Source organism: Corallococcus sp. CA047B (genome assembly GCF_003612065.1).
GTDB classification, from domain to species: Bacteria; Myxococcota; Myxococcia; order Myxococcales; family Myxococcaceae; genus Corallococcus; species Corallococcus praedator.
On record NZ_RAWD01000108.1, the window covers coordinates 13,373 to 27,459 of the forward strand.

The following is a 14,087-nucleotide window of genomic DNA, read 5'->3' on the forward strand; positions in this document are numbered from 1 at the left end:
TTCCACTCCCTTTTCGACTTTCCAGAGGTCCCCCGTGCCCTTGTCTCCCGACCCGTACGCCGCACTTCGCAATGCCGCGAAGTACGTGAAGCAGTTCCGCAGCAAGACCTTCGTGGTGAAGCTGGGCGGCGCCGTGCTGAGCGACCCGCGCACCCGCAAGACGGCGTGCGAGCAAATCGCCCTGCTGTGGGCCTTCTCCATCCGCCCCGTCGTGGTGCACGGCGGCGGGCCGGAGCTGGACGCGCTCTGCGACGCGCTGCATCTGCCCATCGAGAAGGCGGCCGGCCGCCGCATCACCTCCGCGCCCGTGCTGGACGCGGCGAAGATGGTGCTCGCGGGCAAGCTGCACACGGACCTGCTCGCGGACCTCCAGGCCGCGGGCGTGCCCGCCGTGGGCCTGTCCGGCGTGGACGCGGGCCTCATCAAGGCGCGCCGCCGCCCGCCCGTCATGGTCACCGAGCCCGGTGAGACGCAGGGCCGCATGGTGGACTACGGCCTCGTGGGCGACATCGAGTCGGTGGACACGCGCGTCGTGGAGCACCTGCGCTCCGCGGACTACGTGCCCGTCATCGCCCCGCTGTCCGGAGGCCAGGACGGCGCCGTCTACAACACCAACGCGGACACCGTGGCGGCGGCCATCGCGGCGGCGCTGCATGCCGAAAAGCTCTTCTTCATGGTGGAGGTGCCGGGCCTCTTGAAGGACGTCTCCGACCCGTCGTCCATCATCTCGCTCGCCACGCTGGCGGACCTGGCGTCGCTGGAGGCCGAAGGCCGGCTCACCGGCGGCATGCGTCCCAAGGCGCACGCCATGCGGCACGCGCTCGTGGGCGGCGTGGGCAGCGTGCACCTGGTCAGCGGCAAGCAGTCCGACGCGCTCCTGGAGGAGGTTTTCACCAACGAGGGCAGCGGGACCATGGTCGTGCGCGAGCACCCGGTGAAGCACGGTGAGGCCAGGGGTTGAACCCCACCGAGCTGCTCACCGCGCTGGTCGCGACGCCCAGCGTCTCCGGTGACGAGGCCCGCATCGCGGACCTCGTGGCCGGCCAGGCCGAGTCCTGGGGTGCCCGCGTGCACCGCCAGGGCCACAACGTCTGGTTCAGCGTGGGCAGCGGCTCGAAGCGCCTGCTCGTCAATTCGCACCTGGACACGGTGAAGCCGTGCGCCGGGTGGACCACCGAGCCCCACGAGGCCGTGTGGAAGGACGACACCCTCTACGGCCTGGGCGCCAACGACGCCAAGGGCTGCGTCACCGCCATGCTCCTCACCGCGAAGGCGCTCCTGAAGGAAGGCGCGCCCCAGGGTGTGGAGTACGTCTTCGCGCTCACCGCCGAGGAGGAGACGGGCGGCAAGGGCCTGGGGCCCCTGCTCTCCACGCTGGGGCCGCTGGACGCCGCCATCGTGGGAGAGCCCACGTCGCTCAAGCCCTGCACGGCGCAGCGGGGCATGTTGTTGCTCCGCTGCATCGCGCACGGGAAGTCTGGCCATGTCGCGCACGCGCACACGGGTGGACTCGACAACGCCATCCTCAAGGCGGCCCGGGACATCCAGGCCGTGTCCGCGCTGCGCTTTCCCGCGCACCCACTGCTGGGTGAGGCGCGGGCCCAGGTGACGCAGGTGTCGGGGGGCCTGGCGCGCAACCAGGTGCCGGACCGGTGCGAGTTCTTCGTGGACCTGCGCACCACGCCGGGCATGGACCACGCGAAGGTGGCCGAAGACGTGGGCGCGGCGCTGGAGAGTGAAGTGGTGGTGCACTCGGCGCGCTACCTGCCCAAGGGCACGGACGCGGCGCATCCGCTGGTGCGCGCGGCGGTGGCGGCGGCGGGACAGGCAACGGTGGGCTCCAGCACCACGTCCGACTGGGCGTTCCTGGGCGACGTGCCGGCGGTGAAGGTGGGGCCGGGCGACACGCTCCGCAGCCACCAGGCGAACGAGTACCTCACGCGCGCGGAGCTGGAGGCGGGGCTCGCGTTCTATCGACGACTGCTGCACGGCTATTCCGAGGAGGTGGCGCGTGGCTGAGACATTGTGGGGCAAGGGCCAGCCGCTGGACTCGGCCATCCACGCCTTCACCGTGGGCGACGACCCCGTGGTGGACCTGTCGCTCGTGCCGCACGACGCGCTGGGCAGCGCCGCGCACGCGCGCATGCTCGCGCACGTGGGCCTGCTGGCGCCGGAGGCCGCCACGTCGCTCGTCGCCGCCCTGCACGACCTGCACGCCGAGGCGCGCGCGGGCCGCTTCGTCATCCGCCCGGAGCAGGAGGACGGCCACACCGCGCTGGAGGCCGCGCTCGTGGAGCGCACGGGTGAGGCGGGCAAGCGCATCCACCTGGCGCGTTCGCGAAACGACCAGGTGCTGCTGGCCCTGCGCCTGTACCTGCGCGAGGAATTGCTCGCCCTGGGCGCGCGCACGGCGGAGCTGGCCGGCACGTTCCTCGACTTCGCGGAGGGCCACGCGGACCTGCCCCTGCCCGGCTACACGCACCTGCGCCGCGCGATGCCGTCCACCTTCGGGCTGTGGGGCATGGCGTTCGCGGAAGGGCTGCTGGAGGAGCTGGAGGCGCTCAAGGGCGTGTGGGGCCGGATTGATCGCTGTCCGCTGGGCGCGGCGGCGGGCTTCGGCGTGCCGCTTCCCATCGACCGTGAATATGTCGCGCGGTTGCTTGGTTTCACTCGGGTTCAACGCAGCCCCATCGACGCGCAGGACAGTCGGGGGCGGCATGAGGCGGCGCTGCTCACCTGGGCGTGCTCGGTGGCGGGCACTCTGGAGAAGTGGCTGTGGGACGTGCAGCTCTACAGCATGGACGAGTTCGGCTTCCTGGCCCTGCCGGATGCCTTCACCACGGGCTCGTCCATCATGCCCCAGAAGAAGAACCCGGACGTCGTGGAGCTGGCGCGAGGCCGCTGCCGCGAGCTCCGGGGCCTCGCGCACCAAGTGGAGGCGGTGGCGGGCGGTCTGCCGTCCAGCTACCACCGTGACTTCCAGTTGCTGAAGCGCCCCACCTTCCAGGCGCTGGCCAGCACGAAGGCGCTCCTGGAGGTGCTGGCGCGGCTGGTGCCCGCGCTGAAGGTGAACGCGGACAAGGCCCGCGCGGCGTGCGACGACTCGCTCTACGCCGCGCACCATGCCTACGCCCTGGTGGCCAAGGGCCTGCCCTTTCGCGACGCGTACCGGGAGGTGGGCCGTCAGTTGAACGACGGCACCTTCCAGCCGGACCGCGGCGCGCTGACGGCCACCCACCTGGGTGGCGCCGGCAACCTGGGCCTCGCCACCGCGCGCGAGGAACTGGCGGACGCGCGCGAGTGGCTCACGCGCACCCACGCGCAGCAGACCCAGGCCGCCGAGCGCGTCTGGGCCGCCTGAGTTTTCCCATCCCTTTTTGAAGAAGAGGAGTCCTGAGCATGAGCAAGAAGTCCGTGGTGCTGGCGTTCTCCGGTGGCCTCGATACCGCGTTCTGCACGGTGTACCTGCGCGAGCAGGGCTGGGACGTCACCACCGTCACCGTGGACACGGGCGGCTTTCCGCCCGAGCAGCTGGAGCGCATCCAGGCCCTGGCGCTGAAGCTGGGCGCGGTGGCGCACCACACGGTGGACGCGCGCGACACCCTCTTCCAGGGCTACCTGCGCTTCCTCATCGCCGGCAACGTGCTGCGCGGCCAGGTGTATCCGCTGAGCGTCTCCGCCGAGCGCGCCTGCCAGGCCGTGGAAGCGGTGCGCATGGCGGAGAAGCTGGGCGTGCAGGCCGTGGCCCACGGCAGCACCGGCGCGGGAAATGATCAGGTCCGCTTCGACGTGGCCTTTCGCACGCTCGCGCCCACGCTCCAGCTCATCACCCCCATCCGGGACCTGGGGCTGTCGCGCAAGCAGGAGCTGGACTTCCTCGCGGAGCGGGGCGTGCACCTGCCCGCGAAGCTGGGCGCGTACTCGGTCAACGAGGGCATGTGGGGCACGTCCGTGGGCGGCAGCGAAACGCTCGACTCGTGGAGCACGCTGCCCGAGGCGGCCTTCCCCGGCGGCGTCATCCCCACCGACCTGAAGCCGCTGCCGCTGGTGGTGTCGTACGAGAAGGGCGTGCCGGTGGCGCTGGATGGCAAGGCGCTGTCGGCGGTGGCCATCGTGGAGAAGCTGAACGCGCTGGGGCGCACGTACGGCATCGGCCGGGGCGTGCACCTGGGCGACACCATCCTGGGCATCAAGGGCCGCGTGGGCTTCGAGGCGCCCGCGGCGCACCTGCTCATCGCGTCGCACCGCGAGCTGGAGAAGCTGGTGCTGTCGGGCAAGCAGCTCTTCTGGAAGGAGACGCTGGGCAACCTGTACGGGTCGCTGCTCCACGAGGGGCACTTCTTCGACCCGGTGGTGAAGGACCTGGAGGCGTTCCTCGCCTCCTCGCAGGACCGCGTGACGGGCGAGGTGAAGCTGGTGCTCACCCCGCGCATCCACGTCGTGGAAGGCGTGCGTTCGCCGCACTCGCTGATGGACGCGAAGGTGGCGACGTACGGAGAGGCCAACGTGTTGTGGACGGGGACGGAAGCGGCGGGGTTCGCCAAACTCTACGGTGTCGCGCAGATGCTCTCGCAGAAAGCCAAGTGACATGAAGATCCAGGTCGACAAGGTGGGCAGTGTCACTCGCAACCTCCAGGTGGGCCGCACGGTGCACCTCGCGGACGAGGTGAAGTGCGAGGAGGGCGCGGTCATCGCGGTCCGCATCCACGGGGAGAAGACCGTCTACAACCAGCTGGAGGACGTGAACGGCCGGCTCGTCACGCTGCACGCGGGCGACATCGTTGTGGGCGCGCTGGGCCACCGCAACGCCCTGCACGGCTACGAGGGCGTGGTGCCCACGTCCGTCACGGTGGGCGACCGGCTCCACATCCTCAACATGGGCGGCGTCATCGGGAAGTGCACGTCGCACAACCCCGGCGTGGGCGCGCCCTTCGAGGCGGAAGTCCTGGGCCAGGTGCTGACGTTCCCGGAGTTCCAGTCCCGAGCGGGCGTGCACGCGCACGTCTCCGCGGGCGCGCTCAAGGGCACGTCGCGGGCGGTGACGTGTCCGGTGGTCTACGTGGTGGGCACGTGCATGAACGCGGGCAAGACGTACGCGGCCAGCGTCGTGGTGCGAAAGCTGTCCCAGGCGGGCTACCGCGTGGGCGGCGCCAAGCTCACCGGCGTGTCGCTGATGCGCGACACCCTGGCCATGCAGGACAGCGGCGCGGACGTGGTGATGGACTTCACCGACGCGGGCATCGTCTGCACCGGCGCGCGCACGGCGTCCAAGGTCGCGCGCATCGTGTTCTCGGAGATGGCGGCCCAGGACGTGGACGTCATCGTCGCGGAGACGGGCGACGGCATCATGGGTGAGTACGGCGTGCAGGCCATCCTGGCGGATCCGGAGCTCAAGGCGCTGGGCGGCGCGTTCATCCTCTGCGCCAACGACCCGGTCGGCGCGGCCGGTGGCGTGCGGCACCTGCGCGAGGTGTACGGCATCGAGATGGACATGGTGGCCGGGCCCGCGACGGACAACGCGGTGGGCGTGCGCTTCGTGGAGCAGGTGGTGGGGTTGCCGGCGCGCAACGCGCGCGCGGATCCGAATGCCCTGGGAAATCTCATCGTGGAGAAGCTCGCGCCCCGGCTGGGCGCGGGGAGGAAGTCATGACGACGCCTGCGCACATCTACATCCTGGGAGCCTCCGGTTTTGGCGGAGGCGAGCTGTTGCGACTCCTCTCCGGGCATCCCGGCGCGGCCGGCATCCGCGCGGTGTCCCGGCACCACGCCGGCTCGCCCATCCACAAGGTGCACCCGCACCTGCGCGGGCTGGTGGACGGCCGCTTCGAGGCGGAGCCGGACTGGCGCTGGCTTGCGGACTCGCCGCGCCCGGTGGTGTTCAGCGCGCTGGGGCACGGGGAGCTGGCGTCGCAGTTCGCGGGGCTGGAGAAGCAGTGGGCGGACGCGGGCCTCACGGACCGGATGCTGCTCGTGGACCTGTCGTCCGACTTCCGCCTGGACCACCCGGGGCGCTACGCGGGCGCCTACGGCCGGCCGCACCCCGCGCCGGAGCTCTTGGGCACGTTCACCTACGGGCTCACCGAGTGGAAGCGCGAGCAGGTGAAGACGGCCCGGCGCATCGCCAATCCGGGCTGCTTCGCCACGGCGGTGCAGCTGGCGCTCTTGCCCATCGCGGCCACGCCGGGCCTGGGCCTGTTGGCCGTGTCGGGCGTGACGGGCTCGTCCGGCTCCGGTTCGCTGCCGGGTGAGGGCACGCACCACCCGACGCGCGCGCACGACTTCCGCGCGTACAAGCCGCTGGAGCACCAGCACGAGGCGGAGGTGGAGGTGATGCTGGTGGCGCACGGGGCGTCCCGGCACCGGCTGGCGTTCGTGCCGCACTCGGCGCCCATGGTGCGCGGCATCTTCGCCACCGTGCAGTTCGAGTGGCCGGAGCACGGCGGCGCGGTGGTGACGCAGTCGCTGACGGAGAAGTACCGCCGTTACTACGAGGGCTCGAAGTTCGTGCGCATCGTGGAGGGCACGCCGCGCGTCGCGGCCGTCACCGGCAGCAACTTCTGCGACATCTCCGTGGCGACCAAGGGCCGCTCCGTGGCGGTGATGGCCGCGCTGGACAACCTGGTGAAGGGCATGGCCGGGCAGGCGCTGCAGAACTTCAACGTCGCGCTCGGCTTCGACGAGGACACCGGCCTGCGTCAGGCGGCCTGCTACCCGTAGTCCCTGCTGGCCCCGCGGCCCTCAGGCCGCGGGCGTCTTCGGTGCTTCGCCCGGGGGGGAGTCCTGCCCCTCGGGCGTGGCCGGGGACGCGGCGGGCGCGGTAGCGGCAGCAGCGGCGGCCTGGTCGCGCTGCTCCATGCGCGCGCCGTCGGCCTCCGCGGCCTTGAGGAACTCGTCGTACTCCGACTGACGCGCCACGGCCTTCACCTGGGCGGCGGAGGAGCCCCGCTCGGCGGCGGTCCGCCCCGCGCGGATGGCCTGGGCGCTGAGCAGGATGCCGCCCGCGAAGGTCGCGAGGCGCAGCACCGACGCGAGCCCCCACCCTTGCGTCAGCACATCCCCGCCGTCGCTCACGAAGCTGAGCGCGACGACGAAGACGCCACCGGTCGCAGCGGAGCCCAGCGCCGTGCTCCACGGACGCAGCGGCACGATGCGCGCGCCGACGTAGCAGAGGGCCGGCAGCACGCCCAGCACCCACAGATCCTGCAGCACGACCGCCACGACGAGCTGGAGGAACTGGGCGGGCAGCGCGCCCACCAGCCCCTTCAGGCGGGCCATCAGCGACACGCTGAGCATCGCGCCCAGCACGAGCGACAGGAACCCCAGTCCGACGATGAACTGGAAGCGACGGATGCGGACGCGCAACGGCTCGAGGACACCGGGTTTGGGGCTCACGGCCCGAAAGCCTAGCGCACTCTCACCCCTCGTCCTCTTCCAAGACGGCCGCGTCCCCCGCCGAGCGAGGGGGCGGGCCGTCGCCGTAGAAGACCTCCTCCAGCACCAGCCCCTGCGGCGGCGCGGTGGCGCCCGCGAGCTTCCGGTTGCGCGACGCCAGCACCTGGGCCACCCAGGCCTCGGGGCGGCGTCCCTTGCCCACCTCCACCAGCGTGCCCACCAGGTTGCGCACCATGTGCTTGAGGAACGCGGTGCCCTCCACGACGACGGACACCGCGTCGCCGGACGTGCCCTCCACGCGCACCTGCCGCACCTCGCGCACCGCGTGCTTCGCCTGGCAGTCCGCGGCGCGGAACGCGGAGAAGTCGTGCCGGCCCAGCAGGGCCTGTGACGCGCGGCGCATGGCCTCCACGTCCAGCGGGGCGAACAGCTCCCAGTGCGTCGTGCGCAGCAGCGGCGAGCGCATGCGCCGGTTGCTCAGCCGGTAGCGGTAGCGCTTGCCGCGCGACCAGCGACGCGGATCAAAGTCCGGGGACACCTCCTCCGCGCCCACCACCGCGATGTCCGGAGGCAGGATGCCGTTGAGGCCCATGGTGTAGGCCTTCAGCGGCAGCACGCGCCCGGCGTCGAAGCACGCCACCTGCCCCGTGGCGTGCACGCCGGAGTCGGTGCGGCCCGCGGAGGCCACGAACACGCGCTCATCCAGGAGCTTGTGGAGCGCGTCCTGGAGCGTGGACTGGATGGACGGGCCGTTGGGCTGCACCTGCCAGCCCACGTACCGGGTGCCATCGTATTCGAGCGTCAACTTCAGCCGGGGCATGACGTGAAGACCGGGACGCGCTCCTTCAGCGCGTTTTCAGCCAGCCCTCCAGGAGGTCCGCCACCAGCTTCGCGGTGCTGACCCCGGCCTTGCGCGCCTGCGCCTCCAGCTTCTCGTACAGCACGGGGTCCAGGGGGAGCGCGAGCAGGCGCGGCTCCGTGCTGGAGCTGTCATCCAGGCGCATCGCCTCCGTGGGCGGGCCGTCCACGGACGCCACCACCTCCGCCAGCTCCAGCGCCTCCTCGGAGGTGGGCGCGGAGGACTGGCGCGTGGAGACGCGGCGCAGCTCCTGCGAGCGCTCGTCCTCGAAGAGCTGCTTGACGAAGTTGGCCAGGTGCAGCGGCGTGGGCGTGAAGTCGTACGCGTCCAGGAAGGCGTCCAGGTCGCGTTGCATGTCCGCGGCCGTCGCGTACCGGCGCTCGCGGTCGCGGGCGAGCGCGCGCATCAGGATGGCCTCCACGCGCTCCGGCAGGTCCTCGCGGAAGTAGGACGGCGCGTAGATCTTCGCTTCGGTGATGCTGCGCATCACGGCGACGTCGGACTCGCCGGTGAAGAGCTTGAAGCCGGTGAGCCACTCGTAGAGGACGGTGCCCAGCGAGAAGATGTCGCTGCGGCAGTCCAGCGGCCGGCCCAGGCACTGCTCCGGGCTCATGTAGCTGAGCTTGCCCTTGATTTCGCCGGAGCGCGTCTCCTCCACCTGGTTGGCGGCCTTGGCGATGCCGAAGTCGAGCACCTTCACCGAGCCGTCGAAGGCGACGACGATGTTCTCCGGCGTCACGTCGCGGTGGACGATGTTGAGCGGGTTGCCGTGCAGGTCCTTCTTCTGGTGCGCGTAGTGCAGGCCCGCGCAGACGCAGGAGGCGATCTTCAGCGCGTACACCAGGGGGAAGGGAATCCCCATGGCCTCCGCCTTGGGCACGATGCGGCGCATGTCGCGGCCGGACACGTACTCCATGGCGATGAAGTAGCTGTCGACGATCTTCCCCAGGTCGTGGATCTGCACGATGTTGGGGTGGTTGAGCTGGGACGCCAGCCGCGCCTCGTTGAGGAACATCTTCACGAAGGCGGCGTGCTTGGACAGGTGGGGACGGATGCGCTTGATGACGATGGGCGTCTCGTCACCGCGCGAGTCCACCTGGTGCGCGAGGAAGATCTCCGCCATGCCCCCCACGGCGATCCGGTCGATGAGCTTGTAGTTGCCGAAGCGGACGGCGTCGCGCGGGGGCGCGGAGGCAGCGGGAGCCATGCCGGCAATGTAGCCGCGCCGCGCCCGGAGGCGCTAACGAAGTTGGACGACGTGCACCTTGAGCGCCGGCTCCTCGCCGGGAGGTGTTGGAAAGTCGAGCCCCGAGGGACCGAGCGACCCCACCGTCCGCCCTGCCCTGCCAGCCCGCGTCACTCCCTCGAGCACCATGGCTTCGAACCGGCGCACGGGCAGGCCCGCGAGGTTGCAGCAGGCAACCAACCGACCGCCGGGGGCCACCACCCGCGCGGCAATTTCCGCCAGCCGGGAGTAGTCGCGCGCGGCGGAGAAGCGGTTCGTCTTGGTGTTCGAGAAGGAGGGAGGGTCCGCCACCACGACGTCGAAGGACTCGCCCTTCTTGGCGAGGCGCTGGAGCCAATCGAAGACATCACCGGCCACGTAGTCGTAGCGGTCCACGCCCTGGCCGTTGAGGCGCGCGTTCTCCTCGCCCCATTCGAGCACGCGGCGGCTGGCGTCCAGGTTGAGCACGCGCTTCGCGCCACCCGCCGTCGCGGCGACCCCGAAGCCGCAGGTGTACGCGAAGAGGTTGAGCACGGTGAGGCCCCGGGCCTGGGACTTGAGCCACGCGCGGGTGTCGCGCATGTCCAGGTAGAGGCCCACGGAGAGGCCCTGCCCCGGGCGGATGTGGAAGCCCAGGCCGCTCTCCTTCGCGACGAAGTCCTCCGCCGGCTCCCCCCGGGCGGCGGCCTCCGGAGCGAGCGCGTCCTTCGCCACGTTGGCGAGCACGCGGGCCTCGCGGGGGCGGCGCTTCAGGTAGACGCTCCGGGGTGTCCAGGCGGTGACGGCGGCGTCGAGGAGTGAGGTCTCCTCCGCGTCGGACAGGTCGCGGTAGAGGCTGACGACGACGACGTCACCGAAGACATCCGCGGTGACTTCGGGCACGCCGTCCGCGGCGCCGTTCAGCAGGCGGAAGGCGGTGGTGGAAGCGTCGGAGAGCAGCGCACCCCGGCGAGCGCGGGCGGCGCGAAGGGTGTCCACGAGGCGGGGAGGCAGGGCACTCACGCGCCCCTTCTACCCTACGTGCCCAGCCGCGCGCGGGACCAGACGCGGGCCAGGGCGGCGGCGGCGTCCCGGGCCAGGTCCACGTAGTCGCTGCCCAGCAACTGGCCTTCGCGCACGCAGACCCGGCCGTTGACCAGCGTCCAGGCCACGCGCGAGGGCACGAGCTGTCCCAGGAGGAAGGGCGAGTAGCCGGTCTCCGGGTCGGCGGCGGGGATGGCGTCGTAGACGACGAGGTCCGCGATGCTGCCCTCGTCCACGCCGCCGGAGGGACGGCCATACAGGCGGGTGCACAGCTCCGCGGGGCCGCTGACGAACAGGTGCGCCAGCGAATCGTCCAGGTCCGGCATCCGGCCGGAGCGGGCCAGGTGCAGCATGCCGGCGAGGGCCGCGCTCAGCTCCTCCTGGAGGGTGCCATGGCCACCGGTGCCCAGGCCCACGAGGTGGAGGCTGGACAGCGGGCCTTCCGCGGACTCGCCCACGCGCTCGAATGAGCGGGTGGCGCGGGGCGTGAGGGCGACGAAGGTGCCGGAGGCGGCCAGCCGTTCGGCTTCAGCGCGTTCCACGGCGCGCGGATAGCCGGCGATGGCGAAGGGGCCCAGGAGGCCCAGTGCATCCAGGCGGGGCACGACGCGGCGGCCGTGCGCGGCGTAGGTGGCGGAGAGGTCGTCCTCGCTCTCCGCGAGGTGGAAGACGAGGGGCGCGTTCAGCTCCTCGCGCAGGCGGGAGATGCGGGACAGCAGCAAGTCCTCGCACGTGTACGACGCATGGAAGCCCAGCGCCCCGCGCACCCGGGGGTGGTCGCGGTGGCGGCGCACGAAGTCCGCGTTGGCGTCGGCCTGGGCGTCGGCCTGGGCGGGCCCATCCAGGCTGTGGGTGGAGTGGGACGTGACCAGGCGCAGCCCCAGCGCGTCGGCGGCGCGGGCCTGGGCGTCCAGGCCGCCGGAGACGTCGGTGGGACAGGACAGGTGGTCGACGACGAGCGTGACGCCATCGAGGAGGGCGCGCGCGGCGGCGAAGCGGGTGAGGATCTCAACGTCCTCGGCCATGAGGAGGTTGGCCACCTGGCGCATCCGCTCCAGGCGCGAGCGGGGCTGGCGCAGGAGGAAGTCGCCGTTGGGCGGAAGCAGCTGGCCGTTGACCAGGTGCGAGTGACAGTCCACGAGGCCGGGGGCGACGAGCCGGCCGCGACACGCGACCTCCCAGTCACCGGGGAGCACGGGCACCTCGGCGTCCGGGGCGACGCGGCGGATGAGGCCCTCTTCGACCACGACGGCCATGCCGTGGCGGACGCGACCGTCCGCACGGAACACGGCACAGTTCTTCAGCAGCAGTCGGCCTTCCATGGACATCCCCGTTTTAGCACGGGGCCGGGTCGGGGAAGAACCCTATCCCTCCTCGGGAGTAGGCCCGGGTGGCCCCGGTCGGCAGGCCCCGTAAGACGCGAGGCTGACACGGCATCGACGGGGCGCGCAGGACAGGAGCATGGGTACCTGCGGTATGGGCCCGACCGACGAGCTCCGCCCCCAAAGAACATCCTGTGCCTGCCCACTCAGGGCCGCTCTTCATCACACCCGCAGCGCCACCAACGTCCACACAAGAGCACGTCCTTATCGGGATCGAGCGCGTAGACAAGGTCGGTCGGTGGCATTCCCACATCACCAATCAACTGCTCTGACTCACGCCAGACCACCGGACAGCGACCACTGTCATCGGGCGGCGCCACGGAGACGCTGCAGTCTCCGGAACTGACATGGACCTCCAGGAAGCGCCTCTTCCAGGACGCGCGCCTCTTATTGCATGGCCATGGAGGAATCTCCGAGTTGACGGTCCATTCTGGACGGTCGCCATCAAGCACGACACTCGAATCCAGTTCGCGACTGGCAGCGGCGTCAGCCCTGCTTCCCGCCGACGAAATCACGACAGGACGAGCAGTGCAGGCAGTAGCGACGAAGGGGGCCTGACCCTCAATCGGACAGAACTCATCTCGCGACGCCGAGGGAGGGCAGTCGCACGGAGAGCTGACCGTCGGAAGAGCGCGGCACCCAGGAAGGATGTCGTTGAAGCGATCTTCATGAACCACGCGGCGGCAGCCTGTTTGACCTGCCGTGAAGACCATCAACCCAACCCCCCACGCGACGCCCCGGCCCCACTCCCTGTCGAGACAATTCGGCAGCCACGAGCCCATGTCCACCATGACCTCCAATCCATACAGCATGAGGCGTTCTTGAGACTTGTCGCGTCACATGCCGTGGGCCCTGGACTGGAACCAGAGGCCCCCTGCCCCATGCCACGCTGAATCCTTGAGCCCCCGTCCCCCGCCAGGCCAGCGGGCAGGGCAACCGGCGGCCACCCGGGTTCTGGGGACTCCGGGGCCCCGCTATACTCCCCGCGCCATGACACCGCTCAGCCCCGGAGTCGCCACCTCCCCCGAGCAGGACGCGCCGGCCGTGCCCGGCTCGCTGCGCTTCCGCCGCCTGTGGCTGTTCTCTCCCGGGGCCGACCTGGCCATCCTCGCCATTCCCCTGGCCCTCACCCTCTGCGCCGCAGGGGCCAGCGCGTTCCTGGCGCCCACGTCCGCGGATGGGGCCCACCGGCTGATGTCCTGGACCGCCCAGAACATCCTCGGCAACGCCACCCACGTGGTGCTCACGTTCCTGCTCTTCGGCGTGCACCGGGACGTGCTCACCGCCGCCCCCCGCCAGCCCCGGAACATCCTCGCGGGCACGCTCGCCATGCTCGCGGTGGGCGCGGGCTTCTTCTTCACCTTCTACGCCGACCGCGCCATCCACACCTTCGCCGTGGCCGTCATCTTCAACGTCTTCGGCATGCACCACACCCTGTCGCAGCACCGGGGCCTGTGGTCACTGCACGGCCTGCGCGGCGGACAGGTGGGCCTCGCGCCCCCCTCCCCCCTCGAGCGCAGGCTCCAGCAGTTCTACGTCCCGCTGCTCCTGTCCATCCTGCTGGTCCGCATCTTCTTCGTCGCCGAGTCCGCCGCGCCCAACGCCACCGCGTACCTGGACGTGGGCCAGGGCCGCGTGCTGCAGTGGCAGATGCTGCCCGTGCTCATCGCCCTGTGGCTGGGCTACTTCCTGCTGCTGTTCCGCTCCGTGCTGCGCTCCGGCACCGCCAGCGGTCCCAAGGTGCTCTACCTCCTGGGCATGGCGACGGCGACGGGCCTGGCGCTCGTGGCCCCGGAGTGGGGCTACGTGATGCTGCCGGGCATGCACGGGCTGGAGTACTACATGATCAGCGCGCGGATGCTGGAGCCGCGCGAAGGCGACGCGCCCCGCCTGCGCCGCGCGTTCATCTGGCCCGCGATGGTCCTGGCCATGCTCCCGCTGCTCGCGCTGGGCGTGGTGCACGGCTTCCTGCTGGATGGGCCTGTGCGCGGCTCGCTCAGCATCGGGAGCGGAGCGCTGTCGCATCCCCTGCTTCGCGGCCTGACGTCCCTGGGCTTCGCGGTGGTGCTCGCCCACTACTACGCGGATGCCTTCATCTTCCGCTTCCGCATCCCCTCCATCCGGCAGGTGATGCTGCGCCGCCTGGGCCTCTCCAGCCCCGCGCCGCTCCCCGCGTCCGGCGCGCGGTAGCCCCCGGCCCCCTCCC

Annotated in this window: 12 protein-coding genes; 7 read left to right on the forward strand and 5 right to left on the reverse strand. The window is 71.1% G+C overall.

Annotated features, from left to right (window positions below; all coding sequences use genetic code 11):
- Window positions 1–34 precede the first annotated feature (34 nt).
- The 6 genes from argB to argC are packed head-to-tail and all read left to right on the forward strand — an operon-like array spanning window position 35 to window position 6,717.
- Window positions 35–961: an acetylglutamate kinase gene (gene argB, locus D7X74_RS18280; protein WP_120534249.1), complete on the forward strand. Its 927-nt coding sequence runs from the start codon at window positions 35–37 to the stop codon at window positions 959–961.
- Window positions 958–2,019 carry a M20/M25/M40 family metallo-hydrolase gene (locus tag D7X74_RS18285; RefSeq protein WP_120534250.1) on the forward strand — a complete coding sequence of 354 codons (1,062 nt, stop codon included), beginning with the start codon at window positions 958–960 and terminating at the stop codon, window positions 2,017–2,019. Before argB ends, D7X74_RS18285 begins: the two co-directional genes overlap by 4 nt.
- Window positions 2,012–3,361, forward strand: coding sequence for an argininosuccinate lyase (gene argH / locus D7X74_RS18290; protein ID WP_120534251.1), 1,350 nt, complete (start codon window positions 2,012–2,014; stop codon window positions 3,359–3,361). The genes D7X74_RS18285 and argH overlap by 8 nt, the downstream gene beginning before the upstream one ends.
- A gap of 38 nt (window positions 3,362–3,399) precedes the next feature.
- Window positions 3,400–4,587: an argininosuccinate synthase gene (gene argG, locus D7X74_RS18295; RefSeq protein ID WP_120534252.1), complete on the forward strand. Its 1,188-nt coding sequence runs from the start codon at window positions 3,400–3,402 to the stop codon at window positions 4,585–4,587.
- Window position 4,588: 1 nt separating this feature from the next.
- A complete protein-coding gene (locus tag D7X74_RS18300) occupies window positions 4,589–5,650 on the forward strand; it encodes a DUF1611 domain-containing protein (RefSeq protein WP_120534253.1) in 1,062 nt (353 codons plus the stop codon).
- Window positions 5,647–6,717 (forward strand): N-acetyl-gamma-glutamyl-phosphate reductase, encoded by a 1,071-nt coding sequence (gene argC / locus D7X74_RS18305; RefSeq protein ID WP_120534254.1) that lies wholly within the window; start codon window positions 5,647–5,649, stop codon window positions 6,715–6,717. Before D7X74_RS18300 ends, argC begins: the two co-directional genes overlap by 4 nt.
- Window positions 6,718–6,738: 21 nt before the next feature.
- Here the strand turns inward: argC and D7X74_RS18315 are convergent, their stop codons facing one another.
- Genes D7X74_RS18315 through D7X74_RS18335 form a run of 5 tightly spaced genes read right to left on the reverse strand, consistent with a single transcriptional unit; the run spans window position 6,739 to window position 11,821 of the window.
- Entirely contained in the window at window positions 6,739–7,392 is a 654-nt protein-coding gene (locus D7X74_RS18315; RefSeq protein WP_199741848.1) for a hypothetical protein, read from the reverse strand.
- A 22-nt stretch (window positions 7,393–7,414) separates the two neighbouring features.
- Complete coding sequence (truA, locus tag D7X74_RS18320; protein ID WP_120534255.1) at window positions 7,415–8,212, reverse strand: tRNA pseudouridine(38-40) synthase TruA; 798 nt, start codon at window positions 8,210–8,212, stop codon at window positions 7,415–7,417.
- 25 nt (window positions 8,213–8,237) lie between these two features.
- A complete protein-coding gene (locus D7X74_RS18325) occupies window positions 8,238–9,458 on the reverse strand; it encodes a serine/threonine-protein kinase (protein ID WP_120534256.1) in 1,221 nt (406 codons plus the stop codon).
- A gap of 33 nt (window positions 9,459–9,491) precedes the next feature.
- The gene (locus D7X74_RS18330; protein ID WP_120534257.1) at window positions 9,492–10,478 is read right to left on the reverse strand and encodes a class I SAM-dependent rRNA methyltransferase; all 987 of its coding nucleotides are present in this window, start codon (window positions 10,476–10,478) and stop codon (window positions 9,492–9,494) included.
- 14 nt (window positions 10,479–10,492) lie between these two features.
- Complete coding sequence (locus tag D7X74_RS18335) at window positions 10,493–11,821, reverse strand: amidohydrolase family protein (RefSeq protein WP_120534259.1); 1,329 nt, start codon at window positions 11,819–11,821, stop codon at window positions 10,493–10,495.
- Window positions 11,822–12,871: 1,050 nt separating this feature from the next.
- Between D7X74_RS18335 and D7X74_RS18340 the strand changes: the two genes are divergently transcribed.
- Window positions 12,872–14,071, forward strand: a complete 1,200-nt coding sequence (locus D7X74_RS18340; RefSeq protein WP_120534258.1) for a hypothetical protein — start codon at window positions 12,872–12,874, stop codon at window positions 14,069–14,071.
- Window positions 14,072–14,087 lie beyond the last annotated feature (16 nt).